The organism is Mycobacterium sp. DBP42 (genome assembly GCF_005924235.1).
Taxonomy (GTDB): Bacteria; Actinomycetota; Actinomycetes; order Mycobacteriales; family Mycobacteriaceae; genus Mycobacterium; species Mycobacterium syngnathidarum.
Genome location: NZ_VCMY01000013.1, coordinates 1 through 26,281, shown reverse-complemented (window position 1 = coordinate 26,281; position 26,281 = coordinate 1). Strand labels below are relative to the sequence as shown.

Annotated in this window: 29 protein-coding genes, 1 tRNA gene and 1 other annotated feature; of the genes, 14 read left to right on the top strand and 16 right to left on the bottom strand. The window is 65.2% G+C overall.

Going from position 1 to position 26,281, the window contains the following annotated elements:
- Positions 1-14: 14 nt before the first annotated feature.
- From E0T84_RS14585 to E0T84_RS14565, 5 genes are all read left to right on the top strand, one after another.
- Positions 15-1,216 (top strand): IS3 family transposase gene (locus E0T84_RS14585; RefSeq protein ID WP_249383643.1). Its coding sequence is split into 2 segments (ribosomal slippage): positions 15-246 and positions 246-1,216, totalling 1,203 coding nucleotides; the frame shifts between segments, so codons are not numbered across the junction.
- Positions 245-373: a sequence feature (AL1L pseudoknot), on the top strand. It overlaps the preceding gene by 129 nt.
- Before the next feature lie 511 nt (positions 1,217-1,727).
- Positions 1,728-1,800: transfer RNA gene (locus tag E0T84_RS14575), tRNA-Arg, on the top strand.
- 264 nt (positions 1,801-2,064) lie between these two features.
- Positions 2,065-2,214 carry a hypothetical protein gene (locus E0T84_RS31830; protein WP_171055034.1) on the top strand — a complete coding sequence of 50 codons (150 nt, stop codon included), beginning with the start codon at positions 2,065-2,067 and terminating at the stop codon, positions 2,212-2,214.
- Positions 2,198-2,455 (top strand): hypothetical protein, encoded by a 258-nt coding sequence (locus E0T84_RS14570; protein ID WP_131823182.1) that lies wholly within the window; start codon positions 2,198-2,200, stop codon positions 2,453-2,455. The genes E0T84_RS31830 and E0T84_RS14570 overlap by 17 nt, the downstream gene beginning before the upstream one ends.
- 80 nt (positions 2,456-2,535) lie before the next feature.
- Positions 2,536-3,288, top strand: a complete 753-nt coding sequence (locus E0T84_RS14565; protein ID WP_138744787.1) for a hypothetical protein — start codon at positions 2,536-2,538, stop codon at positions 3,286-3,288.
- A gap of 11 nt (positions 3,289-3,299) precedes the next feature.
- Here E0T84_RS14565 and E0T84_RS14560 read toward each other — a convergent pair whose 3' ends face one another.
- Positions 3,300-3,602 carry a hypothetical protein gene (locus E0T84_RS14560; RefSeq protein ID WP_138744786.1) on the bottom strand — a complete coding sequence of 101 codons (303 nt, stop codon included), beginning with the start codon at positions 3,600-3,602 and terminating at the stop codon, positions 3,300-3,302.
- Positions 3,603-3,735: 133 nt separating this feature from the next.
- Here E0T84_RS14560 and E0T84_RS14555 point away from each other — a divergent pair, with 133 nt between their 5' ends.
- The gene (locus tag E0T84_RS14555) at positions 3,736-3,960 is read left to right on the top strand and encodes a hypothetical protein (RefSeq protein WP_138744785.1); all 225 of its coding nucleotides are present in this window, start codon (positions 3,736-3,738) and stop codon (positions 3,958-3,960) included.
- A gap of 14 nt (positions 3,961-3,974) precedes the next feature.
- On the opposite strand, the gene E0T84_RS14550 is transcribed toward E0T84_RS14555, so the two are convergent.
- Complete coding sequence (locus E0T84_RS14550; protein WP_138744784.1) at positions 3,975-4,412, bottom strand: rhodanese-like domain-containing protein; 438 nt, start codon at positions 4,410-4,412, stop codon at positions 3,975-3,977.
- Between the two features lie 106 nt (positions 4,413-4,518).
- On the opposite strand from E0T84_RS14550, the gene E0T84_RS14545 reads away from it, so the two are divergent.
- The 6 genes from E0T84_RS14545 (at position 4,519) to E0T84_RS14520 (ending at position 10,289) form a co-directional block, all read left to right on the top strand.
- The gene (locus E0T84_RS14545) at positions 4,519-5,238 is read left to right on the top strand and encodes a DUF1326 domain-containing protein (protein ID WP_138744783.1); all 720 of its coding nucleotides are present in this window, start codon (positions 4,519-4,521) and stop codon (positions 5,236-5,238) included.
- A gap of 369 nt (positions 5,239-5,607) precedes the next feature.
- Positions 5,608-5,841, top strand: a complete 234-nt coding sequence (locus E0T84_RS14540; RefSeq protein WP_070189223.1) for a hypothetical protein — start codon at positions 5,608-5,610, stop codon at positions 5,839-5,841.
- A 114-nt stretch (positions 5,842-5,955) separates the two neighbouring features.
- The gene (locus E0T84_RS14535) at positions 5,956-7,167 is read left to right on the top strand and encodes an acetyl-CoA acetyltransferase (RefSeq protein ID WP_138744782.1); all 1,212 of its coding nucleotides are present in this window, start codon (positions 5,956-5,958) and stop codon (positions 7,165-7,167) included.
- A gap of 2 nt (positions 7,168-7,169) precedes the next feature.
- Positions 7,170-8,621, top strand: a complete 1,452-nt coding sequence (locus E0T84_RS14530; protein ID WP_138744781.1) for a carotenoid oxygenase family protein — start codon at positions 7,170-7,172, stop codon at positions 8,619-8,621.
- A gap of 34 nt (positions 8,622-8,655) precedes the next feature.
- A complete protein-coding gene (locus E0T84_RS14525) occupies positions 8,656-9,519 on the top strand; it encodes a helix-turn-helix domain-containing protein (protein WP_070189297.1) in 864 nt (287 codons plus the stop codon).
- A gap of 320 nt (positions 9,520-9,839) precedes the next feature.
- Positions 9,840-10,289, top strand: a complete 450-nt coding sequence (locus E0T84_RS14520; RefSeq protein WP_070189226.1) for an Hsp20/alpha crystallin family protein — start codon at positions 9,840-9,842, stop codon at positions 10,287-10,289.
- On the opposite strand, the gene E0T84_RS14515 is transcribed toward E0T84_RS14520, so the two are convergent.
- Together E0T84_RS14515 and E0T84_RS14510 are read right to left on the bottom strand one after the other, a co-directional pair.
- Positions 10,286-10,891, bottom strand: coding sequence for a GNAT family N-acetyltransferase (locus tag E0T84_RS14515; RefSeq protein WP_070189227.1), 606 nt, complete (start codon positions 10,889-10,891; stop codon positions 10,286-10,288). The two genes, E0T84_RS14520 and E0T84_RS14515, sit on opposite strands and share 4 nt — an antisense overlap.
- Positions 10,888-11,325 carry a hypothetical protein gene (locus tag E0T84_RS14510; protein WP_070189228.1) on the bottom strand — a complete coding sequence of 146 codons (438 nt, stop codon included), beginning with the start codon at positions 11,323-11,325 and terminating at the stop codon, positions 10,888-10,890. Before E0T84_RS14510 ends, E0T84_RS14515 begins: the two co-directional genes overlap by 4 nt.
- A gap of 19 nt (positions 11,326-11,344) precedes the next feature.
- On the opposite strand from E0T84_RS14510, the gene E0T84_RS14505 reads away from it, so the two are divergent.
- Positions 11,345-11,797, top strand: a complete 453-nt coding sequence (locus E0T84_RS14505; RefSeq protein ID WP_070189229.1) for a cupin domain-containing protein — start codon at positions 11,345-11,347, stop codon at positions 11,795-11,797.
- Here the strand turns inward: E0T84_RS14505 and E0T84_RS14500 are convergent.
- From E0T84_RS14500 to E0T84_RS14445, 12 genes are all read right to left on the bottom strand, one after another.
- A complete protein-coding gene (locus E0T84_RS14500; RefSeq protein WP_070189230.1) occupies positions 11,772-12,545 on the bottom strand; it encodes a VOC family protein in 774 nt (257 codons plus the stop codon). The two genes, E0T84_RS14505 and E0T84_RS14500, sit on opposite strands and share 26 nt — an antisense overlap.
- Before the next feature lie 137 nt (positions 12,546-12,682).
- Entirely contained in the window at positions 12,683-13,717 is a 1,035-nt protein-coding gene (locus tag E0T84_RS14495) for an acyl-CoA dehydrogenase family protein (protein WP_138744780.1), read from the bottom strand.
- Entirely contained in the window at positions 13,717-14,880 is a 1,164-nt protein-coding gene (locus E0T84_RS14490) for an acyl-CoA dehydrogenase family protein (RefSeq protein WP_138744779.1), read from the bottom strand. The genes E0T84_RS14495 and E0T84_RS14490 overlap by 1 nt, the downstream gene beginning before the upstream one ends.
- Positions 14,877-15,797, bottom strand: coding sequence for an acyl-CoA dehydrogenase family protein (locus E0T84_RS14485; RefSeq protein ID WP_138744778.1), 921 nt, complete (start codon positions 15,795-15,797; stop codon positions 14,877-14,879). The genes E0T84_RS14490 and E0T84_RS14485 overlap by 4 nt, the downstream gene beginning before the upstream one ends.
- Positions 15,798-15,802: 5 nt before the next feature.
- Positions 15,803-16,957 carry an acyl-CoA dehydrogenase family protein gene (locus E0T84_RS14480; protein ID WP_070944799.1) on the bottom strand — a complete coding sequence of 385 codons (1,155 nt, stop codon included), beginning with the start codon at positions 16,955-16,957 and terminating at the stop codon, positions 15,803-15,805.
- 11 nt (positions 16,958-16,968) lie between these two features.
- Positions 16,969-18,117, bottom strand: a complete 1,149-nt coding sequence (locus E0T84_RS14475) for a CaiB/BaiF CoA-transferase family protein (RefSeq protein WP_070944798.1) — start codon at positions 18,115-18,117, stop codon at positions 16,969-16,971.
- A complete protein-coding gene (locus E0T84_RS14470; protein WP_138744777.1) occupies positions 18,114-19,034 on the bottom strand; it encodes an SDR family NAD(P)-dependent oxidoreductase in 921 nt (306 codons plus the stop codon). Before E0T84_RS14470 ends, E0T84_RS14475 begins: the two co-directional genes overlap by 4 nt.
- Entirely contained in the window at positions 19,031-19,873 is an 843-nt protein-coding gene (locus E0T84_RS14465) for a TauD/TfdA family dioxygenase (RefSeq protein WP_138744776.1), read from the bottom strand. Before E0T84_RS14465 ends, E0T84_RS14470 begins: the two co-directional genes overlap by 4 nt.
- A complete protein-coding gene (locus tag E0T84_RS14460; protein WP_138744775.1) occupies positions 19,870-21,717 on the bottom strand; it encodes an NAD(P)/FAD-dependent oxidoreductase in 1,848 nt (615 codons plus the stop codon). The genes E0T84_RS14465 and E0T84_RS14460 overlap by 4 nt, the downstream gene beginning before the upstream one ends.
- Positions 21,714-22,886 carry an LLM class flavin-dependent oxidoreductase gene (locus E0T84_RS14455; RefSeq protein ID WP_138744774.1) on the bottom strand — a complete coding sequence of 391 codons (1,173 nt, stop codon included), beginning with the start codon at positions 22,884-22,886 and terminating at the stop codon, positions 21,714-21,716. The genes E0T84_RS14460 and E0T84_RS14455 overlap by 4 nt, the downstream gene beginning before the upstream one ends.
- Before the next feature lie 65 nt (positions 22,887-22,951).
- Positions 22,952-24,367, bottom strand: coding sequence for an SRPBCC family protein (locus E0T84_RS14450; protein WP_138744773.1), 1,416 nt, complete (start codon positions 24,365-24,367; stop codon positions 22,952-22,954).
- Complete coding sequence (locus E0T84_RS14445; RefSeq protein WP_138744772.1) at positions 24,367-25,212, bottom strand: SDR family NAD(P)-dependent oxidoreductase; 846 nt, start codon at positions 25,210-25,212, stop codon at positions 24,367-24,369. The genes E0T84_RS14450 and E0T84_RS14445 overlap by 1 nt, the downstream gene beginning before the upstream one ends.
- A 153-nt stretch (positions 25,213-25,365) precedes the next feature.
- On the opposite strand from E0T84_RS14445, the gene E0T84_RS14440 reads away from it, so the two are divergent.
- Positions 25,366-26,281: SMP-30/gluconolactonase/LRE family protein (locus tag E0T84_RS14440; RefSeq protein WP_171055033.1), on the top strand; the 916-nt coding region annotated here is incomplete at its 3' end.

Here is a 26,281-nt window from a genome sequence, read left to right as displayed (position 1 = left end):
AGCGTGCGGTGCGGATGGTCGCTGAGGTGCGCGATCAATATTCGTCGGAGTGGGCGGCGATCGAGTCGGTGGCGACCAAGCTGGGTATCGGTACCCCGCAGACCTTGTTGACGTGGGTGCGCCGGGACCAGATCGACTCCGGCACTCGCCCCGGGGTGACCAGCGACATGGCTGAAGAGCTGCGCAAGCTGCGCGCGGAGAATCGAGAACTCAAGCGGGCCAATGATATTCTGAAATCGGCATCGACTTTCTTCGCGGCGGAGCTCGACCGCCGCAATCGGTGATCCTCGACTACATCGACACCCACAAACAGGAGTACGGCGTCGAGCCGATCTGCCGTGTGCTGTCCGCGCATGGTTGCAAGATCGCGCCGTCCACCTACTACGACGCCTGCGCCCGGCGCAGCCAGCCGTCCAAGCGGCAGGTGCGCGACGAGGAGCTCAAAGTCGAGATCGCCCGGGTGCACCGGCAGAACTATGCGGTCTACGGGGCACGCAAGGTGTGGCTGCAATGCCGCCGCGAGGGCATCGAGGTGGCTCGCTGCACCGTCGAGCGACTGATGGGCGAACTCGGCCTGCACGGTGCTCGCCGTGGGAAGGTCAAGCGCACCACGATCGCCGATCCGCAAGCGGTCCGGCCCGATGACCTGGTCGGTCGCCGTTTCTGTCCAAATGCACCAAATATGTTGTGGGTGGCGGACTTTACCTATGTGTCGACGTGGTCAGGATGGGTTTATGTAGCGTTCGTGATCGGCGCCTACGCCCGGCGGATCGTCGGCTGGCGCACCGCGACCACCATGACCGCCCAGTTGGTGCTCGATGCGATCGAGCACGCCATCTGGACTCGTCAACGCGAGGGTGTCGAGGATCTGTCCGGGCTGAACCACCACAACGACCGCGGCAGCCAGTTCACCTCCCTCACGTTCACCGATCGACTCCTCGAGGCCGGCATCGACGCCTCGATCGGGGCCACCGGAAACTCCTACGACAACGCCCTGGCCGAGACCATCGACGGGCTCTACAAGACCGAACTGATCAAGCCATTCGGGCCGTGGCGCACCGTTGACCAGGTCGAAGTCGCCACCCTGGAATGGGTGAACTGGTTCAATCACCGCCGCCTCTACGAGTACTGCGGGGACATGCCACCGGCCGAGTGCGAGGCGTTGTACTACCGTCACCACCGAACTCAGCACACCGCAGAGTTCTCAACCCCGTAAGTCTCCGGACACGCCGGGGCGATTCAAACGGCGGCTTTGGGAACGCCGTAGGCGGGGCCAAACGCGTGACGACCTCAAGAAGAGCTACAACCGCACCGAACACCTCCGCCAACACACCAAAACCGAGAACGGCGACAGCGTCTACGACCGCTGCTACGGCTGGCGCGAAGACGCCGAATCCCTCAATAACACCCTCGATCGCACCCTCTACGGTGGCCGCATCACCGCACACTCCGCCACGCGCCAGCACAGCGTCATGATCAGATTTGCCTTGGGCCGCAACGCGATCGCCTCATACATCCATCAGCGACATCAACAGCCCGCAACCGCCTGAGCGCCGCAGCGGGAGCAGCTCTGCCCTCCGGGCAGTCACATCTATCTCACCCAGCGCACCAGCCTCGTCAACCGCATCGGCACCACGCCGTGACGCCCCGATTCCGCCAAATCCACGTCCGCCCATTAGCATGAGGCGTCCCTATGGGTTTTAGACACCTATTTCGATAGGTCCCCCGCCCCCGTAGCTCAGGGGATAGAGCACGGCTCTCCTAAAGCCGGTGTCGCAGGTTCGAATCCTGCCGGGGGCACTCTTTTGTACGCCTGACGTCGGGTAATGCTTGCCGTATCGCCTCCGGTTGAGCCCTGACAATCGTTCGGCCGATCCCCGGCACTCCCTTCCCTTCCTCAGCTCACCGCGCGGTCGTGCGGCGGCTGCACCATCGGCGTAGGCTGGTCACGGCTGCCCAATTAGGGTACTGCCCAAATTGGGCAGTTGACGGTCAACCCCATGCGGGTAACATGGCGTTTGTCGATGGCTAGTTATGTCGCGCCATGCCGATCCGGAGGAGGAGGTGGCAGGACTGCAGCAACTGACTTCACCGCAGTGGCCCTTCGACGCGGAGCTCGGCAAGTACCACGGTTTGGCCGTCATCGCCGACGGACAGCACCGGATGCGTTCGGCATCGCACAAGGAGGATGCTTTCCATGTCTCATTTCGTTAGCGAAGTCGAGGTCGACCCTCGCCGGCGCATCTCGCTGGGCAAGGCGGGCAATCCCAATCACAAGCGATACAGAATCGAGGAGGACGAGATGGGCGTGCTTACGTTGACGCCCGTGATCAGCGTCCCCGTGACCGCTATTGCCGAGCGTCTCCGCCGAGCGGTGGAATTGGCCGATTCCGGCCAGCTTCGGCCACGTCCCGCAAGTTCCAGATTGCGCGGTGGCAAGGCGAAGAAGGCCTAGAAACGCAATCGATTACATCGCCGGCATCCCGTGCAGCGTGACCCGGAAGTCGATCGATTGACACATCGGGGGGCTCTGCGATGACCCGTGACATCACCGACCACGCCGGCAAAAGTGGGCCTGGCCGAAGGCAACTGGCGCGATCTGGGCGGGTATACAGACGCAGCGCGGTCGCCTTCATCGATGCCCTGGGAGCCAAGGCGTTCGGAGACGACGAGCGATTCATGAATGCGCTGGCATTCATGGTCGAAGTCCAGGAACGGGTCTCCGAGATGACCACCGCTCCGAGACCCGTTCGCACTACCTACTTTTCGGACAACATCGGCGCTTCGGTCGATGTACAGGGTCTCGACGCGGACGGACAGAAGAACGCCCTGTGTCGACTGTTGCGAGTGACGGCGGGTATCCAGTTCTACTATCTGGCAGAGTTCGGGGTCCTGTGCCGCGGCGCGGTAACGCTCGGCAACTGCTTTCACAGCGAAAACATGATCTATGGACCGGCGCTGATTGAGGCGTATCTTCTTGAGCGGCCGGCAGATACTCCACGCATAGTGCTCACGCCACCGGTCGTGGACATCGTCGGCGACAGCGTTATCCCACTGAATCCTCCTGAACCGTTGAACGATCCACCGAGCAACACATACGCGGAGCTACGCTCAATCGATTTCCTCCGCGCCGAGATGCCGGGTGGAGCATCGCGTGCCCGCCACATCCAGCGTCTCGAATCAACGATCGCCGCTGCGCTGGCGTCGATCCCGCCGGAGATGCCGTTTCGCAAGAAGTGGGAGTGGACGGCGGAGAAACTCGATGCACACAAGCTTTACGACCGTTGAGCGCTCACGCTTCAGTAGTCGTGGACGAAGTCAAGAACGTCAACATCGACTTCGGTGTCGACCGTCGTGGGATCGATGTCACCTGCAACCCGCCAGTACACCCAAAAGCTGGGGTCGCCTTCTTCGATGAGAGTTCGACGCACCCTGCTCGTCACACCTGGAATGCGAACGTCTTGCGCTGATTCCCAAGCCGAGACGGTGTCGAATTCGATGCTGTCCAACACTTCAGCCGCCCGAAGCAACAACGCATGTCGCGATCTGGGCTGCTCTAGCTGCGTCCAGGCTTCGACTGCTGGATCGGTGAAGCGCATCACATCACCAAAGTACCCCTCTGCCCAGAAAGGGCAGAGGGGTAGCTTTCCTCGGTGGTCTTACGTGCCGACTATCGCCAAGGTAGCCGCGGCCGCGTCTCCCTGATCTTGAGTTCCTAAGGGGTGTCAAGCCGCTTTGGAACTCAAACGTCGGGTGGGTGCCACATTCGTCACGGCATTGCCGACCTTGTTCGCATTGTTCATCGCAGCGCTCGTCGGGCTGACGACCGATGCCAACGTCCACAACGGCTACTGGTGGCTACACGCGATCATCATGTGGGCGGCCTTTGCCGCCGTGGCGTCGCTTGCGCGGATCGTGTGGATCCTGCGCCGTCTGCTCACCCTGTCCTCGGACGGATAACTGCACAGTCCGACTCAGTTGCCGACGAGCGGACGACCACTGGCCTGCCAGGCTTTCATTCCACCGTCGAGTTCGACCACGTCGGTGTAGCCCATCGACTTCAGCGTTGTCGCGGCCGTTGCGCTCATGGGTCCGGTGCGGCAGTAGATCGCAATCATGGCATCGCGATCTGGGGGCAACCGATCGGATTGCTCGACGATCCGATCGAATGGAATCGACAGATCCGTACCCGGGATGTCGCCTTGGTACGGCACGTGCACGTTGATCGTCAGTGTCTCGGATTTTCCGATGGTGGTGGCGAATTCGTCGACGCCGACCAGTCGATGATCGGCGACGTCCACCACGCCGGATCCGGTGGGAGCAGCCGCCGGCGGACCGGTCGATGCAGCGCAGGAGGCCAGGGACGTCGAGACGATTGCGGTCAATGCCGCGTCGCGCATCCGAGTGAACATGGCGCCAATCATACCCCTAGGGGGTACTTGCACACCCGAGTTCGACGATGTTACGGTCGCTGCGTCACATACCCCCTGGGGGTATTCAACGGAAGGAGCGGGATCGATGACGACTTCGTCGACACAGGTCGATTGGCATTTGCGCGGAGAATGGTTCGACGTGTGCAGCTGCAAGTTGCCTTGCCCGTGCAGCTTCGCCCAGGAGCCCACGCACGGAGATTGCTTGTTCACCTTGGTGTGGCACGTTCGCGAAGGGCATTTCGGCGACACCGATTTGGCGGGTCTCAGCGTGATCGCGCTCGGTGAGTTCGCCGGCAACATGTGGATCGGCGACCCGAACGCCACCATGAAGCTGATGTTCTACATCGATGAAAAGGGCAACGCCGCTCAGCGCGATGCACTCGAGCGCATCTTCACGGGCAAGGAAGGCGGCTGGCCGGCAGAATTCGGCAGCCTGATCGAGGAGATGCGCGGCATCGAATACGCCCCGGTCAGCTTCGAGGCCGCCGATGACCTTGCCTACTGGCGCGCCGAGATTCCCGGCAAGGTCGATTTGTTGGTGGAGGCACTGACCGGTCCGACGGCTGACCCGAACCGCCGGGTGACCACGATCAATGCGCCGGGCGCCGAGGTCGGACCGGGCCAGGTTGCCACGTGGGGCGTGGTCAAGGAGGACCACGCCGTGGGCTTCGACTGGTCACATGAGCACAGTGGCGGTTCGAGCAAGCACTTCCCGTTCGACTGGCGCCCCGGGACAGAGACGGCGGATTCCGGTGACGCGAATGGGCAAGCGCAGCTTTCGTCGTCCTGCACATGCGGCTGCTGAATCGGTCACCGAAGCCGGGCGGAGACCTGAGGCCTCCGCCCGGCCCCGACCTGAGACCCATACCCCTTCTGCCGTTCGACCCCTGAGTGGAGACCCCTGAAGCGGGCAAAACTCGCCCAGCCCGCCGGCCACACCACGCGACCCAGCTGTCACACCGCCCGACTGGCAACACTCCGAAGAGCCCGCTGACATCACCATTTCACTTGGCAAATAAATTCAATAGCCTGACCGGGAAGAGCTTCGCGAGAGCAAATCCGCTGTACGGCGACGTCCCAGGCGATTCCCAGGAACATGATGAGATGCACTAATGTTATCTACAGACGGGGGTCTTGAGCTCGTACACAGCTAACAAACCCGGAGGCAGGAAAGATGCGTTCGAAACTGAAGAAGGTGGCGGCAATCGGGCTGGGCACGCTGGCGGTGCCGGTCGGCGTGGCAGTCGCGGCAGCCGCTCCGGCGTCGGCGGGTCCCGAGATCTGTGCGACTGGGCCGTACGGCTACGTCAGCGCCTGTGTCGAAGGTCCCGGGTGGGGCCGGTGGCACAACGGCCCGCGGTGGCACGGCCGCGGACACGGCCACGGCCACGGTGGCTGGGACGACTGATCCCGCTTTAACCACGGGTAACGCCGTGGCGGGAATCCAACTTGGATTTCTGCCACGGCGTTATTTGTTTCAACCGGCTCTAGTCACTCTCTTAGTTGTAGTAGCGTCGCCGCCATGGAGGATGTCTGGATTCTGGGCGGCTACCAGAGCGACTTCGCCCGCAACCTCACTCGTGAGCATGTCGACTTCGCCGGGCTCACGCGCGAGGTCGTCGACCAGACCTTGGACAGCGCCAGGATCGAGCCCGGGAGCATCGGCGTCATCCACGTCGCGAACGCTTTCGGTGCACTGTTCACCGGCCAGGCCCACCTGGGCGCCATGCCGGCCACCGTCCATCCCGGCCTCTGGGGCATACCCTCCTCCCGCCACGAGGCCGCATGCGCATCGGGCAGTATCGCCGTTCTCGGAGCCATCGCTGACCTGCGCTCGGGCGCTTACCACAGCGCCCTCGTCGTCGGCGTGGAACTGGAGAAGACGGTGCCCGGCGACACCGCCGCGGCCCACCTCGGCGCCGCGGCCTGGATCGGCCATGAAGCCGAGGAAGCCAAGTTCGCCTGGCCATCGCTGTTCTCCCAGGTGGCCGATGCCTACGACCAGCGCTACGGCCTGGACGCCGAGCATCTACGGGCCATCGCCGCATTGAACTACCGCAACGCCCGATCCAACCCCAACGCGCAGACTCGCGACTGGACGGTACCCACTCCGATTGCGGACGACGACTCCACCAATCCGGTGGTGGAAGGTCGGCTGCGCCGCTTGGACTGCAGCCAGATGACCGACGGCGGAGCCGGGCTGGTGCTGGTCAGCAACGCCTATCTCCGTTCGCACCCGACCGCGCGCCCGATCGCCCGCATCGGCGGCTGGGGTCACACCACAGTCGGCCTCGGACTACGCCAAAAGCTCGACCACAGCGCTGCGGATCCGTACCTGCTGCCGCACGTCCGCCAAGCCGTTCTGGATTGCTTCGGCCGCGCCGAGGTGAGTCTGGAGGATCTCGACGGGTTCGAGGTCCACGACTGCTTCACCCCCAGCGAGTACCTGGCCATCGACCACATCGGGCTGACCGGCCCCGGAGAATCGTGGAAGGCCATCGAGAACAGCGAGATCGAGATCGGCGGGCGACTGCCTATCAACCCCAGCGGCGGGCTGATAGGCGGCGGCCACCCGGTCGGCGCGTCCGGGGTGCGGATGCTGCTCGACGCCGCCAAGCAGGTCAGTGCCTCCGCCGGCCCCTACCAGGTGGAGGATGCAAAGACCTTCGGCACCTTGAACTTTGGCGGCAGCACCGCAACCACCGTCAGCTTCGTCGTGACGAGCAAGGAATAGACATGCACACCGAGATCGTGACCAAGTTCCTGTCCACGCTGCCCGAGGATGACGCCCACCCCTACCGGACCGGGGCCTGGCGGCCGCAGACCACCGAATTCGACGCCGACGATCTGGCAGTCGTCGACGGCGAAGTTCCGTCCGACATCGACGGCGTGTACCTACGCAACACCGAGAACCCGCTGCATCCGGCGTTTCAGACCTATCACCCATTCGACGGGGACGGGATGCTGCACATCGTGGGGTTCCGGGAGGGAAAAGCCTTCTACCGCAACAGGTTCATCCGCACCGATGGCTTCCTGGCCGAAAACGAGGCCGGCGGCCCGCTGTGGCCCGGTATCGCCGAGCCCGTCGAACTGGCCAAGCGGGACCGCGGCTGGGGTGCCCGCACGCTGATGAAAGACGCCTCCAGCACGGACGTGACGGTGCACCGCGGGGTCGCGCTCACCAGCTTCTACCAGTGCGGCGACCTGTACCGCGTCGATCCCTACACCGGCGACAACCTCGGCAAGGAGGACTGGGGCGGGGCCTTCCCTGCCGAATGGGGCGTATCGGCACATCCCAAGGCCGATCACGCCACCGGCGAACTGCTGTTCTTCAACTACGGCAAGGAAGCGCCGTACATGCACTACGGCGTCGTGGACGCCGACAACCGACTGGTGCACTACGTCGACGTCGAACTGCCCGGGCCCCGGCTACCGCACGACATGGCGTTCACCGAGAACTACGTGATTCTCAACGACTTTCCGTTGTTCTGGGATGCCGAGTTCCTCAAGAAGAACGTGCACCTGCCGAAGCTGCACCGCGACATACCGTCCCGCTTCGCAGTGCTCCCCCGCCGAGGAACCGCCGGCGACGTCAAATGGTTCGAAGCCGACACCACTTACGTGCTGCACTTCACCAACGCCTACGAAGACGGCGACGAGATCGTGCTCGACGGGTTTTTCCAGGGCCATGCCGCACCGGCCTTGGCGCTGGACAAGATGCAGACCAGGCTGCACCGCTGGCGGTTCAACCTCGCCACGGGCAAGACCCGCGAAGAGCAATTATCCGACAGCATCACCGAATTCGGCATGATCAACCCCGGCTACGCCGGGCGCGACTACCGCTACGCCTATGCCGCCACCGGCAAGCCCGGCTGGTTCCTGTTCGACGGGCTGGTCCGCCACGACCTGCACACCGGATCGGAACAGCGCTACGCCTTCGATGACGGTGTGTACGGCAGCGAGACCGCGATGGCGCCTCGTGTGGGCAGCCGCAGCGAGGACGACGGCTACCTGGTCACCATCACCACAGACATGAACGACGACGCGTCCTACTGCCTGGTGTTCGAGGCCGCCAGGGTCGCCGACGGGCCGGTGTGCAAACTGGCTCTGCCGGAACGAGTTTCCAGCGGAACCCACTCCACCTGGGCGCCAGGTGACGAGCTGCGCCGATGGCTGGTGCGTGACTGACCTCCCGGCCGGAGACACCAACGCCGTCGGACAGATGCTGGGTCTCGTCGGCGACGAGTGGACGCTGCTGGTGATGCAACAGGCCTTGTTGGGCGCCACCCGCTACGGGCAGTTCACGGCGCGGCTGCCCATCTCAAATTCGGTGCTGACCCGCCGCCTGCGCTCCCTCACCAAAGAAGATCTGCTGCAACGTCACCGGTATCAGCGGCGGCCGCCCCGCGACGAATACCTCGTCACGCCGCGCGGACGAGCGCTGTGGCCGGTGCTGGTGTCCATCTGGGCGTGGGAACGCCACTGGGTGCCCGAACACCGCGAGCCCTTGCCCGCCATGCACCACCTGAGCTGCGGTGCGGATTTCTCGCCAGTGCTCTGTTGCGGCGGATGCGGAGACCCGACGGCGGCCGGCGACGTGACTGCCGCCTGGGGGCCGAGCGGAGGCTGGTCACGGTCGCTGCCCACGGTGACGACCCGGCGCCGCTCGGTCGACGATCGGCGCGACTCCCCGTCCGGCCTGTTCCCTCAGTCCATGAGCGTGCTGGGCAACCGCTGGGCATTCGCGATCCTGGTCGCTGCGTTCACCGGCACCTCCAGGTTCGCGGAGTTTCAGCGGGCGCTCGCCGCCCCGCCGGGATCGATCGCTGACCGCCTGAAGACGTTCCGGGACAACGGGATTCTGACCGCCGATGCCGAGGACCCGCAGTACCGGCTGACACCGAAGGGCGCGGCATTCCTACCCGTGTTGGTGACGGCGCTGGCCTGGGCACAGCGGGCGTTCCCCGCTCCCGAAGGCCCGGCGGTGCTCCTCACGCACACCGGCCACGGGCACGCTTTCTCGCCTGTTCTGAAGTGTGATCGATGCGGCGCGGAGCTCACCGGAACCACGGTGTCGGCAGCCTGACCGGCTCGGACGTCGCGGTTGCTACGCACCCCTGTTCTGTACCGCGGCCGTCGCTCCGGCAGCGTCGGCGGGCCCCGCTCCACGCTCGATGGGATCCGCCGCTCGGGGCGGCGTTGAACCCTGCGCATATTTCACGGTCCGGGGTTGTGCTGTTACGAGCGCCGCCACCGTAGCCACGAGGCTGACATGCACAAACCGCCGCAAAATCACTTCAAAAATTTCTGGCACTCCCCCATGTCGAGTGCTAATATCGGCGGTGCACAGTGATTGGCTGCCTGCCAGGGTGGCGGGCTCTGAGATCGTACGGGAGGTGAATTGCTGTGCTTCGTTTTGATCCGTTCAGCGACCTTGATGTTCTGACCAGGAGTTTGCTGTCAGGTGATTCCGGGTCGACACGCACACCCAGGTTCATGCCGATGGACCTCTGCAAAATCGGTGACCACTACGTCTTGACGGCCGACCTACCCGGGGTGGATCCGGGGTCGGTGGACGTCAATGTCGACAACGGAACGCTGACCATCTCAGCGCATCGAACCGCCCGTTCGGAGGAATCCGCGCAGTGGCTCACCAATGAGCGGTTCTTCGGCAATTTCCGGCGTCAGTTGTCGCTCGGCGACGGAATCGATTCGTCGGCGATCTCGGCCACGTACGAGAACGGTGTCCTCACCGTCACGATCCCGATGGCCGAACGTGCCAGGCCCCGCAAGATCGAAGTGGCGCATGGCGCCGACCGCAAGTCGATCGAAACCACCACTGTCGATGCGGACTAGGTGATCCCGCCGCGGCGGTCCAGCCTGAACTTCAGGTTGGACCGCACCGCGGGCCACTCGATGTCCAGAATCGAGTAGACGACAGTGTCACGACGTGACCCGTCGGCCAACAGTTGATGGCTGCGCAGGACACCGTCGAGCTTGGCACCGAGCCGCTCGATCGCCGTGCGGCTGGCGAAATTGAAGAAGTGCGTCCGGAATTCCACTGCAACGCAATTCAACTCATCGAAAGCGTGGCCCAGCATCAACAGCTTGGTTTCGGCATTCACGCCGGTGCGCCGGGCATCGGCGACATACCAGGTGTGCCCGATCTCCAGTCGGCGGTTGGGCGCGTCGACGTTGAGATAACTGGTGGAGCCCACCAACCTGCCGTCGAGGGTGCGCACGGCGAAGCTGACGCCGTCGTCGGCCTTGCGCAGCTCGAGCAGGTGGCGCACCCACTCGGCTGCGGCCCCGGGCCGCGGTGGCGCGGTGTACCAGAACGACGCCAACTCACCGTCGGAAGCAGCAGCGTCGATCTCCGGGACGTGTCCGGTCGTCAATGGTTCCAACCTCACCCAACGCTGCCCGGTCAGCTCCACGGGCGACACGAATGCGCTCATCTTTGCCCCAACGTCGACACCAGAGACCACACGGAGCACAGGGCGGCCAGCACCGCCATCGCGCCACCGAGATAGAGCCCGTACCCCGCGGCCACCGGTCCCTGGACGTTGAGCGTGTAGTACCACACCGTCAACGCCACCAGGGCGAGCGAAATCGTCAGTCCCGCAGCCGAAGCCCAGCGCTGCGACAGGCCACGCCCGGCCATGGCACCGGCCACGATGAGCCCGGCGCCGAGCAGGACGATCAGCTGCCCGGCACCGAATCCGTGTGGCAGCACGATGCTGCCCACCGCGCCCCCGATCGCGTTGGCCCGGCCGCCGCCATTGGCACTGGTGGTCAGCCATGGCAACCAGGCCACCACCACGAGGACAGCGGCACACAGGGCTACCAGCCACCCCGGGGCCACGCGCCAACCTGGACGCAGACGAACCATAGCGACGAGACTATCGGGTGTGACCGAATTACCCGACTGGGCCAGACAGCTCGATCTAGCGCCTCATCCCGAGGGCGGCTGGTATCGCGAGACGTGGCGGAGCGAACTGACGGTAAGCCAGACCTCGCTGCCGTCGGGCTACTCGGGGCCGCGCAGCGCCGGGACCGCGATCCTATTTCTGCTGATGCCCGGCCAACAGTCCGCCTGGCATACGGTCCGCAGCGCCGAGCTGTGGTTCCACCATCGGGGCAGCCCGCTGGTGCTGGAGATCGGTGCGGACAAAGACACCGCGACAGGCCTTCTGCTGGGTCCGGACATCGCCGCCGGGCAGCACCCGCAACTGCTGGTGCCGCCCGGCTACTGGCAACGCGCCAAGCCGCGTGACGACGAGCCCGCCCTGGTCAGCTGTGTGGTGGTGCCGGGCTTCGACTTCGCCGACTTCGCGCTCAGCCCTGCAACGACGACAGATTGAATCCGGCCCCGGTCGGGTCTGCCACAGCGGCCAGCCGTCCGTAGGGGGTGTCCTCGGCCGGCCGGACCACCGAGCCGCCATTGGCGACGATGAGCTCGATCGTCTTGTCCACGTCCTCGGCACCGAAGAAGGTGGTCCACGCCGACGGAGCCCCCTCGGGAATGAACGCCGATCCATCCATCACCCCGACGAGCGCCTCACCGTCGAAGTTGGCAGTGCTGTAGCGGAATTCATCGGAATCCGACACGACTTCGGTGTTCCAGCCGAACACCGCCCGGTAGAAGTCCAGCGCCTTCGCGTAGTCACTGGTGGTCAGCTGGTGATACACCGGTGCGCCGGCCTCGTTGAAAACCGCGAAACCGTCATGCCCGCCCGGCTGCCAGATGCCGAAGAACCCATTTGCGGTATCGGTCATCATTGCCATCCGCCCCTTGGCCGGAATGTCCATCACGCCACCGCAGTTGCTTCCGCCGGCCGCTATGGTGGCCGCCACCGTGGCGTCCGCGTCAGCGGTGTGCAGGTAGGTGGTCCACGCATCGGGCGCGTTCCACTGCGGGTCGTTGCGCATCAGGCCGGCGACCACCTGGCCGTCGACCGAGGCGGTGACGTAACCGCCGTACTCGGGGCCGCCGGTCTCGTACGTCCAGCCGAACACGGCACCGTAGAACCGCTGGGCGCGCTCCAGGTCGGACGTGGCCAGGTCGATCCAGGTGGGGGCGCCCAGCGGGGCGCTCTGACGGGTAACCACGATTATTGCTCCTTCACCGAATGGACAGTCGCTAAGTCTGACCACCCCCGTGCGGAAAACTCATCGCACCCCGCCGAGCAGACGCAAACTCGCACTGTTTGGGCCTGAAAAGTGCGAGTTTGTGTCTGCTCGCGGGGCTAGTGGTAGCGCTGCGCGACCTCGGCGCGGTGTTCGGCGGGCGAGCCGTAGAGCGAACGGTTGAGCGCGGCCCGCTTGAGATAGACGTGCACGCCGCTCTCCCAGGTGTAGCCGATGCCGCCATGCAACTGCATGGCCTTGCCGGCCACCTCCACGGCCGCCTCGGTGACATAGGCCTTGGCCATCGAAACCGCGCGTGGTCCAGGTGTCGCGACGGCCGCGTTCACGAGCTGTCGGGCCACCGAGATCCGCACCAGCATGTCGGCGCAGGCGTGCTTCACCGCCTGGAACGAGCCGATCGGACGGTCGAACTGTCGGCGAACCCCGGTGTAGGACACCGTGGTGTCGAGCATGGCCTGCGCGACGCCAAGGCTGTCACACGCGACGGCAAGCGCGCCACGCTCGGTGAGCGCACGCAGGCACGCCTCGGCGTCGCCGTCGAACCGCCACACCGCATGCTCATCGACTTCCACGCCTTCGGCCGTCACGGTGGCCAGCCTGCGGGTCTCGTCGAGCACCGGCTGGTCGGCGACCGTCAGCCCGGACGCCTGGGCAGCCACGTCGACCAGCACCGCGACCCCGTCGGCGTCACGCGCGGGGATCAGCAACCGCTCGGCGCCGGCCGCATCCGGTACAAAAGATGCCTGCCCGTGTACCCGCCAGCCAAGCCGGGTGATGGCCAGATCGAAGGGCGCCGCTTCGCCTTCCCCTGGCAGTGCCACTGCGGCGCGGGTGTCCCCGGCAACCACGGCCCACGCGAGAGCGTCCCGGGACTCGTTGGGCTGCAATGCGTTCAACGCGCCGATCGCCAGCACCGCACCGCCCAGGTAGCCGGTGGAGGCAGCGGCTCGACCCAACTCCTCACAGATGACTGCAACCTCGGCGAACGTCGCGCCGGCGCCGCCGGTCGTCTCGGGGGCGTCCAGTCCGACCCATCCCGCCGAGACCAGCAGCGGCCAGTCGATGCTGTCTTTGGCCAGCAGATCGGCTGCCACCGAACGAAGTTCGTCGTGTAGTTCGGAAAATTCGCTCATCACACCGCACTCGGCTCTCGGGGCAGGCCCAGACCGCGCTCACCGATGATGGTGCGCTGGATCTCGCTGGCTCCGCCGGGGATGGTCCATTCCCACGATCCGATGAAATCGAGCATCCAGGCCCCCGACTCCCAGCCGCTGGACGCCGGTTTGGCCAGCACGGTATGGGCGGCCAGCCCTCCGAGCTCGGCACCGAATCCGGTCATCCGCTGCAACAACTCGCTGTAGTAGAGCTTCACGATCGAGGCATCGGCGGGGCCGGCGCGCCCTGCCTCGGTGCGTTCCACCAGATCCCGGCACAGCCCGCGCAGTCCGGTCAGTTCAGTTTCGAACCGCGCCAATTGGTCTGCCACCACGGGGTCGTCGAGGGGCGCAGCTTCGAGTAGCCACCTGAAGCCCGCATTGCCCAACCGCTCCGACAATTCCAGCATGGTCATGCCACGTTCGGCACCGAGCGTCGCCTGAGCCACCTGCCAACCCTTGTTGAGCGGGCCGATCAGGTTGGCCGCGGGCACCGCGACGTCGTTGAGGAAGATCTCGCAGAAATGCGAGTCCCCCACCGCGTTTCGGATCGGCCGCACATCGATGCCGGGTGTGGTCATGTCCATCAGGAAGTACGAGATCCCGTGCCGTTTGGGCGCGTCCGGATCGGTGCGGGCCAGCAACAGACACCAGTCGGCGTGCAGAGCGCCACTGGCCCACAGCTTCTGGCCGTTGACGATGAAGTTGTCCCCCTCGGCGCGGGCGGTGGTGCGCAGGGCAGCCAGATCCGATCCGGCCTCCGGCTCGGAGAATCCCTGGACCCAGATCTCTCCGTCGAGGATGGCGGGCAGGTGGCGTCTGCGTTGCTCGTCTGTGCCCGCGGCAAGCAGCGTCGAAGCCGCGTGGTGGATACCGACGAAGGCCAGCACCAGCCGCGGCGCGTCGTGCGCAGCCAACTCCTGGTACAGCACGATCTGCTGGGGCACCGACATACCGCCACCCCATTCGGCGGGCCAGTGCGGGACCGCGTATCCGGCGGTGTGCAACTCGGCGAACCAGGATTTCTGGAACGACACGAATTCGTCGTCGCCGACGCCGGTCTGGTTGGCGCGCCAGTCTTTCGGGACGTGCGCCGCACACCAGTCCCTTACGGTGGCCCGGAATTCCTCGAGCTCGCTCACGAGAACAACCCGGTGAGTCCGCGCCGGCCCAGCCGGGCAGTCAGCGTGTCGCGCGTTGTGGACACCCCGAAGGGCAAGCGGCGCAACGGCTGGCTGTAGCGCGACAGCCAGGACAGCGTGGTCTCATCGCAGAAGCCGACGGCGCCGTGCAACTGATGGCACACCCGAAAGACCACCTCGGCGGCTTCGATCGCGGCCAGCCGCAGAGCCAGCGCATCGTTGATCGCTTCGTCGGCCGGGTGGGTACCGAGGCTCCACAGCGCGTGTTTGGCCAGCATGTCGACCCCACTGCGTTCCACCTCGGCGTCGGTCAGCTGGAACTGCACCCCCTGGAAGGACGACAGCGTCTGGCCGAACTGCTTGCGCAGGCTGACGTGCGCGACGGTCAGATCGATGGCCCGGTCCAGCATGCCGAGCAAGGTCCACGACGGCAGTGTCAGGGCCAGCGCCACGTCATCCAGGCCTGAACTGTCCGCAGCGGACAGCTCCAGTGCGGTGGCGAACGACGGACCCGGCGCGCCGGTCTTGGTCACCGTACTGCGGTTGCCACCCAATGTGACGGTGGCCCAACGGTCGTCCAGGCCCTGCAGCGCTGCTTCCGGAGCATCGGCGTCGATGACGACCAGCCCGTCGACATCCAAATCCGCCGGGCGCGCCAATCGCTCGGCAACCGGATACGGCAGGGCCCAGTAGCCGGCACTGCGGCACACAGCCGCGGCGGCCTCCAATGAGTCCGCGTCGCCGCGTGGTTCGAGCTCGAACACGCCGAGGCCGTCCAGCACCGGCATGACCAGCCCAGTGCGGGTATCCGGTTTGGCGTCGGCCTGGGCCAACAACTGATCTCCACCGGCGGCTTCGAACGCCTTCAGGGCCTCGCGGCCATACTCTTGCGCGTCATCGCTGAGATCCAGAATCATTTGCGTCACGCCTTTCCGGCCAGCATGGTCCGAGACAGCAGGATGCGCTGCATCTCGATGCTGCCCGAGGACACCGTGGACGCCTGTGAGTACCGCCAGTGGTCCTCGACCTCGGCGCGGAAGTACTCGGCTTTCCTGCTGCCGCCCCTGGGGAGCGCCGCGGCAATCTCCATCAGCACCTCGGCGCTCTCCTGGTCCAGCCGCGTCACCGCGATCCGATATGCCGCGGAGTCACCGGGATTCACCCGCCCGGTGGCTTGCATCGAAACCACCCGGTAGGCCATCAGCCGGGCCCGGCGGCAGTGCGTGAGCATCCGCGTCCACCGGCCGCGGAGTTCAGCGGGCAGGTGCTCCCACTTGTCGCCGAGCACCTCGGGAGCCGCTTGCAGCAGCCGCTCACAGCGGGCGTAACGGGCGATGCCGACACGCTCGAAGGACACCACGTCCTGCACGATCGACCATCCCTGATCGACCGTTCCCAGCACATCGGCCTCGGTGACCTTGAGGTCGTCGAAGAACACCTCGTTGAGATGATGCGGCCCCATCATGGTGCGGATCGGGCGCACCGTGATCCCTGGAGAATCCATCGGCACCAGGAAGATGGTCATGCCCTGCTGCTTCTTCTCCCCTTTGGAGGTGCGGGCCAGCAAGAAGATCCACTGCGCCATGGTGGCGTACGAGGTCCAGATCTTCTGACCGTTGACCCGCCAGCCGTCGTCCTCTCGACGGGCGGACGTCCGCAGTGAGGCCAGGTCCGAACCCGCCTCGGGCTCGGAAAAGCCTTGGCACCAGATCACTTCACCGTTGGCGATCGGGGGCAGGTGCTTGCGCTGCTGCTCTTCGGTGCCGTGCCGCATGATGATCGGGCCCACCCAGTTGACCCCCATGTACTGGGCGCCGCGCGGCTCGTGGTGCGCCCACATCTCCTCGCGCACCACGGTCTGCTCCCATACCGACGCGTCGCCGCCCCCGAACTCCTTCGGCCACGACATGCACAGCAGGTGCCGCTGTGCCAGCGTCCGGCAGAACTGCTGGGCCACCGCCAGGTCCGCAGGGTCATCGGTGAATGCGCCGAGGAAGTCGGCGGGCACCTCGTCGGCGATCAGCGCACGCAGCTCACCGCGGAGCGTGTCGGCCGCCTCACCAAAATCGAAATCCACTCCTGGCCTTTCTATTCCGCCCTGGCGGCGTCCAGCTCGGCAAGCACCTCGGCGGTGTCAGCCCCGAGCTCCGGCGCATATCCGGCGATGTGGCCCGGGGTTCGGGAGAACCAGGTCGGCACACCCGGCATCCGCACCCGGCCGTGCGGGGTGTCGACGGTCTCGAACAACCCGACCGCGTTGAGGTGCTCGTTCTCGAACAACTCATCCGGCGTGAGCATAGGCGCCGCCGGGATCTCCAGTTCCGCGAACAGATCCAGCCACTCCGCGGTGGTGCGTTCCTTGAGGGTTTGGGCCACCAGCCCATACACGGTGTCGATCTGGTGGGCCCGCTGTTCGAGGGTCGCGTACTCGGAACTGTTCCAGGTGGGCTGCACGCGATCGATGAAAGCGTTCCAGTGCTTGTCGTTGTAGACAAGGGCGGCGATGTGGCCGTCCTTGGTCTCGTACGGCCTGCGGTTGGGCGTGACCGCCCGCGGATACACCGCCGGGCTCAGCGGTGGGTCGAACATGGCGCCATTGGCATGCTCGACGAGCATGAAGGAGGCCATGGTCTCGAACATGCTGACCTCGACCTCCTGGCCTTCACCGGTGCGTTCCCGGTGGAACAACGCCATCGTCGTGGCGTACAGCGCGGTCAGGCCGGCCACCTTGTCGGCCATGATGGTGCCGACGTAGGAGGCCTCACCGGTCAATTGCTGTTGCACGGCAGGCAATCCGCACTCTGCCTGGATGGTGTCGTCGTAGGCCGGGCGGTCGGCGTCCGGACCGCGCCGGCCGTAGCCATAGCAGTTGGTGTAGACGATGCCCGGATTGATCGCCGCCACATCGTCGTAGCCGAAGCCGAGCTTGCTGATGGCCTTCGCGCGCATCGAGTGGATGAACACGTCGGCATCGGCGATCAGGGCCCGCAGGTCCGCCTTGCCCTGCTCGGATCGCAGGTCCAGCACCACACTGCGCTTGCCGCGGTTGACATTGACGAACACCCCGCTCATCCCGGGCGCCGGGCCCACCGAGATATAGCGGGTGTTGTCGCCTGCCGGAGTCTCGACCTTGATGACGTCGGCACCCATGTCCGCCATGATCTGAGTGCAGTACGGCCCCATCACCATCGCCGTGAGATCGACGACCCGAACTCCCTGCAGTGGACCGGCTCTCATGAACTGACCCCCTCTGCCGCTCGCCCGAAGCTGTAGCGGATGTGATCGGCGTGTCCATCGGGAACCACCGGGAAGGTCACCGGATCGCTGACGTCGCGGATCGCGCCGATCTGCTCCCCGACTTCCTCGATGGTCCACGCCGGCTGGTACACCCCCGGCGACTCCGCGACGAGGGCACGAGCCAGCCGCCCGGCGATCGCCACGAAGTATTCGCCCGTGACCGAACAGGATTCATGCGCAAGCCAGCCCACAGCCGGGGCCACAAGCTCGGCGCCCATCGGCGGGTACGCCGAGGTGTCCAGGCCCTCGGCCATCCGGGTCACCGCGCCCGGCACGATCGCATTGCACAACACGCCCTCGGCGGCGCCCTCCAGTGCCACCACGTTGCACAGCCCGAGGATCCCGGCCTTGGCCGCCGCGTAGTTCGCCACCTCATGATTGCCGTAGAGTCCGCCGATCGAGGAGGTCAACACCACACGCCCGTACCCAGCGGCGCACATGAGCGGAAATGCCGACCGCACGACATGAAATGCGCCGCGCAGGTGAACATCGAGCACAGCGTCGAAATCGTCGTAGCTCATCTCCTTGAGCGATGCACGCCGCACCGTGCCGGCGTTGTGGATCAAGATGTCGACACGGCCGAAGCGCTCGACGGCGGCGTCGATGATGGTCTGACCGCCTTCTGCCGTCGCCACCGAATCGGTGACGGCGACGGCTTCGCCACCGGCTGAGACGATTTCGTCCACCACCTGCTGCGCCGGGGCGGTGTCGGTGCCATCTCCCGTGAGACTGCCCCCGGGGTCGTTGACGACAACCTTCGCGCCCCGCGACGCCAACAACAGGGCGTACTCGCGGCCCAGCCCCCGGCCGGCGCCGGTGATGACGACGACACGATCGTCGAATCTGAGAGTGCTCAAGCGAAGGGCTCCTCGCCCTCGAGCTTGGTGCGCTGCAACAGCCGGCCGGACATCGGGTCATAGGGCGTGGCCCGGTGCATGGTTCCGGTGTTGTCCCAGATCACCAGGTCACCGACTGTCCACTTGTGCGGGTAGGTGAACTCCGGCTGGGTGGCCCAATCCCGCAGCCGCACCAGCAGTTCGGCGCTCTTGCGGAAGTCGATCGGGCCGTCGGCATCGACGATGTGGCGAGCGGTGGCACCGAGCACGAGCGACTTGCGGCCGGACTGATGGGTCCACACCAACGGCAGTTCTCGATCGCCGATGGCCATCATGCGGCGCAGAGCCTTGGCGCTGGGTTCCGGGTCGTAGTAGAACATCGTGTTCCACGCCGAATGCATGGCCCGCAGGCCCTCGATCTCAGCCTTGTCCTCGTCGGACAGGTCCTCATAGGCGGCGTAGGTATTGCAGAACTCGGTGTCACCCTCCTCCGGGTTACCCAACGCCACGCTCTGCAGCAGCGAGGCCAGGATCGGAACCTCGTTCATCGTCCCGTCGATGTGCCAGTACAGCGAACCCTTGAGATAGTCGGCCTGCTTGTTCACCTCGGTGTCGAGGGAGACCTTGTACAGCTTCTCGCCTTGGTGCTCGGGAGCGAACGTGCCCAGGGTCTCGGTGAACGCGATCTGCTCGTTGTCAGTGAACCCGATCTGGGGAAACACCAGCACCCCGCGCTGCTCGAGCAGTTCGCGGACCCGCTCGGCATGCTCGCCCGAGAGCAGCGCGGCCTTGTCAGCCCGGATCTCGGTTCCGATGCGCGGCTTGATATCCCGCGTGTCGAGTGCGGTGGTGGTGGTCATGAGGTGAGCTCTAGTCCGTCAAGGTCACCTTTGGCCCGCCATTCCGCGATCAACTCGTCGAAGGCGTAGAACCCGGGCGAGTAGAAATCGCCGAGGAACGCCCCATTGCGTTCCTGGCCGCCGCGGCCCTCGTTGTTGTAGTAGCCAGGCGTGCACGACAGTTCGAACGCGGAGTTGTCGATCGCCAGCTCGCGAACCGTCGAGACCCAAGTGTTCTGGCCTACTTGGCTTGGCTCGACAGTGGTGGCGCCCCGGTTCTGCGCCTCGGCGATGATGTAGGCGATGTGCTCGGCCTGTTGTTCGAACATCGCCGTGGTGTTGGCCGAGACGCCGCCCTGGATGAAGCCCATGAAGAACTGGTTGGGGAATCCACGGCTGGTCATGCCGTGCAGTGTCTTGTAGTCGTTCTGCCAATAGTCGAACAGCGACAGCCCGTCACGGCCCACGATGCGCTCGATCGCGAACCGGCGGCTGATCTCGGTGGAGATCTCGAATCCGCTGGCGAAGATCACGCAGTCGACCTCGTATTCGACCCCGTCGGCGACGATTCCCTTCTCGGTGAGCCGTTCCACGCCCTTGGATGCCGACACGTCGACGAGGGTCACGTTGGGACGGTTGAACGTTTCCAGATAGTGCTCACTGGACGTCGGCCGCTTGCACATGAAGCGGTAATACGGCTTCAGCGCCTCGGCCGTCTCGGGATCCTCGACGATCTCGGCGACCAGGCGGCGCAGCCGCTCCATGATCTTGAAGTCTTCCTCTTCCCGGAAGGCCATGATCTGCTCGATGGTGACTTCGGCCGGGTTCTCACTGGCTGCGATCCGCGCGGTCAGATTGCGCCCCAGCTCGGTCCAGAAGTCACACACCAAATCTGGTTCACCGAACACCACCCCGACGAACGGCGACCAGTTGTGGAAGTTGCGCTTGCGTTCTTTCTGCCAACCGGGTTGCAGGGACGCCGCCCACGCCTGATCGGTGGGCGGGTTGGTACGCGCGTCGACCGATGACGGGGTCCGTTGGAAGACGAACAACTCCTTGGCGTCGCGACCGAGGTGCGGCACCAGCTGGATGCCAGTCGCGCCGGTGCCGACCAGCGCCACGCGTTTGTCGGCCAGCTTGTCCAAGCCGCCGTCGGCGTCTCCACCCGTGTAGTCGTAATCCCAACGCGCGGAGTGGAACACGTGTCCCGTGAAGTCCTTGATCCCGGGAATCCCGGGCAGCTTCGGACGGTTGTAGGAGCCTTGCGCCATCACCACGAACCGGGCCAGGATCTCGTCGCCGCGGTCGGTCCTGATCTGCCAACGCTGCGTCGAGTCGTCCCAGAGCAGTTCGCGCACCTGCGTGGAGAACAGGGCGCCGTCATACAGGCCGAAATGCTTGCCGATGTTGCGGCAGTGCTGGAAGATCTCGGCGCCGTCGGCGAACTTCTTGCTCGGCATGAAGTCGAGCTCTTCGAGCAGCGGGATGTAGCAGTAGGCGTCGTTGTCGCACTGGATTCCCGGGAATCGGTTCCAATACCAAACCCCGCCGAAGTCACCGGCCATCTCGACGACCCGGATGCCCTCGACGCCGGCCTTCTTCAGGTACGCGCCCGCCAGCAGGCCGGCAAAGCCACCACCGAGGATGACGACGTCGGCGTCCTCCACGATCGGATCCCGTTCGGTCGCCGTGGTGTACGGGTCAACCTCGTAGAAGTCGGCGAATTCGCCTTCCAGTTCCAGGTACTGGTCGGCACCCTCGGGCCGTAGCCGCTTGGCCCGCTCGGCGACGTACTTCTCCCGGATCGCGTCGATGTCGATGTCGTTCGGGGTGTCGGTGGGGCCGCAGGTCTCGGGCTGGGTCATGCGTTGGCCTTCTCCGGTAGCGCGGCCGGGTGCAGGGGGGCGGGCATGTCGTGCACCGCCGGCAGCACCTCGGCGGCGAACAGCTTGGTGGATTCCATCGCCTTCTCGTACGGCATGGTGCCGAACTGCGGGACGATGGTGACCTCGCAGAACGAGCAGGCCTCCTGCGCGGCCTTGAGCTTCTCGAACACCGTCTCGGGCGTGCCGATCAGCAGGTTCGACGCGTGGTATCCGGGCGGGCCGCCCTTCTTCTGGTTGCCGACCTCCGATGCCAGCACCGCGGTGGCGCTGGCCTCGCGGGCTGCATAGGCCTCGTACCCCTTGACACCCTTGAAGTTGGACGCGTCGGCAAAGCCGTAGTGCACGTTGACATCCCGGTTCGCGGTCCAGATCCACTCCGCTGTGTCTTGGGCCTGGGCTTCCGTTGGCACGCAGTACATGAACATCACGTTCTTGGGCTGACAGGGCCCCAGGCCCTCTTCGGCGCGGAAGGTGTTCACCTTGCGCACCTCTTCGCCGGCATCGGTGATGGGCTTGTTGCCGACGAACAGTGGCACCATGCCGCGCCGAGACAGGATCTCCAGTGACTCGGCGGTCGAGGACGAGCTGTAGATCCGGTCGAACAGGTCGGTGCTGATCGGCTCGGGACGCAGCGACATCTCCGGGAAGCTGAAGATCTTGCCCTCGTAGGAGAATCGCTCACCGGAGAAGGCCAGCTTGAGGATGTCCAGCGTCTCGTTGAAGCGGTCGCGGCTCTCCTCCCGCGGCACACCGACCGCCGCGAACTCGCCCTTCGACACCCCGCGGCCCAGGCCGATCGTGGTGTAGCGGCCGTTGGAAACGATGTCGAGGTAGGCGATCTGGGTGGCCAACCGAATCGGGTTCCACCACGGCACCACCGCCACGAATGTGCCCAGACTGACCCGCTCTGTGCGTCCGGCGAAGTAGGTCAGGGCCTGAATGGGGTTGGGCGTCATGCCATATGGCGTGCCATGGTGCTCGGGAAACCAGATCCCGTCGAAGCCGAGCGGCTCGGCGAGGTCGCCGAGGGCCAGCGCGGCCTGCACACACTTGTAGTCCGGTGTGGCCGGCGGGGTGCTGAAGTCGCCGGCGAGCACACGCTCCCAGTCGTGGGAGTTCTGCGCTCCCGTACCCAGATTGACCTTCATGTTCGCTCCTTATTGGGCGATTTGTGGAGTTTCAGCCGTGTCCGGCACGGCTGAGACTCCACAAATCACTGGATGTCGGTGGGCTCTCCGGTGCCCATGTACTTGGAAAGTTGGTAGTGCAGATTGACCGTGCTGCGTTCGCGGTACGGGTTCGGCAGAGTTCCCGGGAAACCTGCAGACTTCATCCCCTGTTGCACCGCCGCCATGTTCGAGAAGTCCTGTGGCAGCACCGACAGCCAGTTCGGTGAATCCTTCGGGGTGTAGGCCCACTCGGTCTGAGGCTCTTCACCTTTCGGGTACAGCTCGAAGACGGCGACCTCGAAGATGCACTTGTCCGGGTTGTAGCCAGGGTCGGGCCGCGCGGCGTAGCACAGCGCGCTGGTCAGGCCCTGCCCCACTTGGAAGTTCGGGAAGATCTGCCAAGCCGTACCGCTCTGGCCGAGGATGTCGGGCGGGATGGTCGGCCAGGTCACGCCGCGCGCCTCGTCATCGCGGCGGGCCGAGGCCAGCCAGTACTGCAAGACCTCGTCGGCGGGCGTGCCCTCGGGCAGTTCGTCGACCAGTCGCTTCGCGGCGTTCACGAGAGTCTGCGTCGTCGTCGCGTTGGTCTCTTCCATGGTGTAGACCTGCATCTCGGCGGTGGAGATGCGCGGATCACCGGTGCCCAGGCGGATTTTGGACTTGGTCTCGTCCATACCTTTCGGCGCGTCGTAACCGATGTTGCTGTGCTTGCCCTGCGCCTTGGCCCAGCCCTTGAACTCGCCGAATTGGTTGAACTCGGGGTGCGTGGTGAACACGTGGTAGGTCTCGTTGAAGGCCTCCATCGCGACCTTCCAGTTGCAGTCGAAGTACAACCACTTGCGCCACTTGTAGCGCATGTTCTCCAACCCGAACGGGTCGAGGATCTTGGCCGCCGGATACAGGTAGTCGACCAGTGGCTCGCAGTGCGGGTCCATGTTGATGAACAGCCATCCGCCCCAGGTGTCCACCTGCACGGGCGCGAGGTGCGTGTTGCTCGCAGTGAGTTTGCCCTGCCAGTCGTCCTGCTCCCGGATGTGGGTGCAGGCTCCGTCGAGGCCGTAGGTCCAGCCGTGGAACCCGCAGACGAAGGATTTCCGGGCCCGGCCGGTCGCGTTCTTGGCTCCCTCGGGGTTGTCGATGAGCTTGCGGCCGCGGTGCATGCAGACGTTGTGGTGCGCGGCAAAGGTATTTGTGCCCGTGCGAACCACGATGATCGAGTCGTCGAGGATGTCGTACGTCAGGTAGCTACCGACCTCGGGGATCTCCTCGACCCGACCGACCTGCTGCCACACCTTGCGCCACAACAGATCCCGTTCAGCGCGTGCGTAATCCGCCGAGATGTAGGCCTCGACCGGGATGGTCGTCGGCTCAGAGAGGTCCTCGGCGATGACTCCGGTCGAGTCGTCCGGTTCGGCGTCGAGCTCCATCGCGGCGTCGAGATCGGATTCGGTGTGGGCCATTAGATCCTCCTGATGGCTTCGCGGAAGTCGTCGTCCTTGAGGAACAGCGAGGTGTTGTCGGCGCCGAGATGGGTCCAGCGCAGGTTGAGCCCGCCGTCGACCAGGATGGTCTGGCCGGTGATGTAGCTCGACAGATCCGAGAGCAGGAACAGGATGGCACCGGCCTGTTCCTCTGGGGTTCCGCGCCGGCCCATGGCGATTGCCCGCTGGTCACGTTCGAGGTCGGCGTCGACATAGGTTGCCGACGCGGCGGTTTCGGTGACGCCCGGGGCAACGGCGTTGACCCGAATTCCTTCTGCGGCAAGCTCTGCGGCCATGGTTCGGGTGGCCGCCACGATCGCGGCCTTGGCGGTGCCGTACGCGACGTGATACGGCGCGGTGTTCATCCCGCTGATCGAGGACACCGAAACGATCGAACCCGGGGTCCCCTGGCTGCGGATTTCTGCAGCCACCGCCTGGCTCATGAAGAACATGGTTTCCAGGTTCGCGGTGAACAACTCGCGCCAGTCGGAGCGGGAGACCCGGGTGGCCGGCATCCAGGTCGAAGGCGCCGCGCCGCCGGCGACATTCACCAGTCCGTACAACGTCCCTTCGGCGCGATGCGCCGCGTCCAGCACCGTGGCGATGCCCTCATCGGTCGAGGCGTCGGCGGCCACCGTCACCACGTTCAGTCCCTTTTCGGCCAGCGGCGCAACGTGCGTGTCGAGGTTGTCCTGCGATCGACTCACCGCCACCACCGTGGCCCCGGCCTCGGCCGCGATCCGCGTGACGGTCGTGCCGATGCCGCCACCACCGGCGCCCGACACCACCACAACCCGGCCGTCCAAGCTCAGGGAACTGTCCATTCGCAACCCAATCGGCCTAATTGTCCGGACAACAAATCACGATCTTCATATTGGAGAACACTATTCCGCAGCAGTTATTCAGGCGTCAAGGGTCGATCTGAGCTTCCGCGCACCTATTGTCTGGACTACGGCAAGTTGCTAACGTCCGAGGTCATGAGCGCCCTATCGGCAAATCCCGGCATCGCCAATGCGCGGTCTACCGCAAACCCGTCCGTGGCCGAGAACTGGACGCTGCAGCAGGTCACGGGACCCAGTCGGCTGTTCGGCGCGAACGGCCTGCGGACCGGCCCGGACGGCCGGATCTACGTCGCACAGGTCACCGGCAGCCAGATCAGCGCGCTCTACCTCGGCACCGGGCAGCTGGAAACCGTCAGCGCCAAGGGCGGCGAGATCATCGCCCCCGACGACGTCGCGTTCGATCCGGACGGCAACCTGTATGCCACCGAGGTGATGGACGGCCGGGTCAGCATGCGTGCGGCCGACGGCACCACCCGCGTCCTGCAGGACGACATCCCCTCGGCCAACGGCATCACCTTCCATCAAGGCCGGTTGTTCGTCGGCGAATGCCGCGAAGGTGGACGGTTGATGGAGTTCGACCTGGCCGGCGGCGCCCCGCGCATCCTGCTGGAGGACGTGCCCTCACCCAACGCCATGGAGGTCGGCCCCGACGGACTGCTGTATTTCCCGGTGATGGGCGCCAACGAAATCTGGCGTATCGATCCCGACGGGGGCGAGCCTCAAGTGGTGGCCGGCGGGCTCGGGGTACCGGACTCTGTCAAATTCGACGCCGACGGCTACATCGTCTCCACCCAGGTCGCCAGCGGCCAGGTACTACGCATCGACCCACGTAACGGCGAGCAGACACTGCTGGCTCAGCTGACCCCCGGCCTGGACAACTGCACGTTCGCCGACGGCCGGTTGTTCGTCTCGAACTTCACCGGCGAGATCACCGAGATCTCCTCTGGCGGCGCCCATGCCGTGCTGCCGGGCGGGTTGAACTGGCCACTGGATCTGACGGTCGGCCCCGACGGCGATCTCTATGTCGCCGACGGCACCTACTTCTACCGGG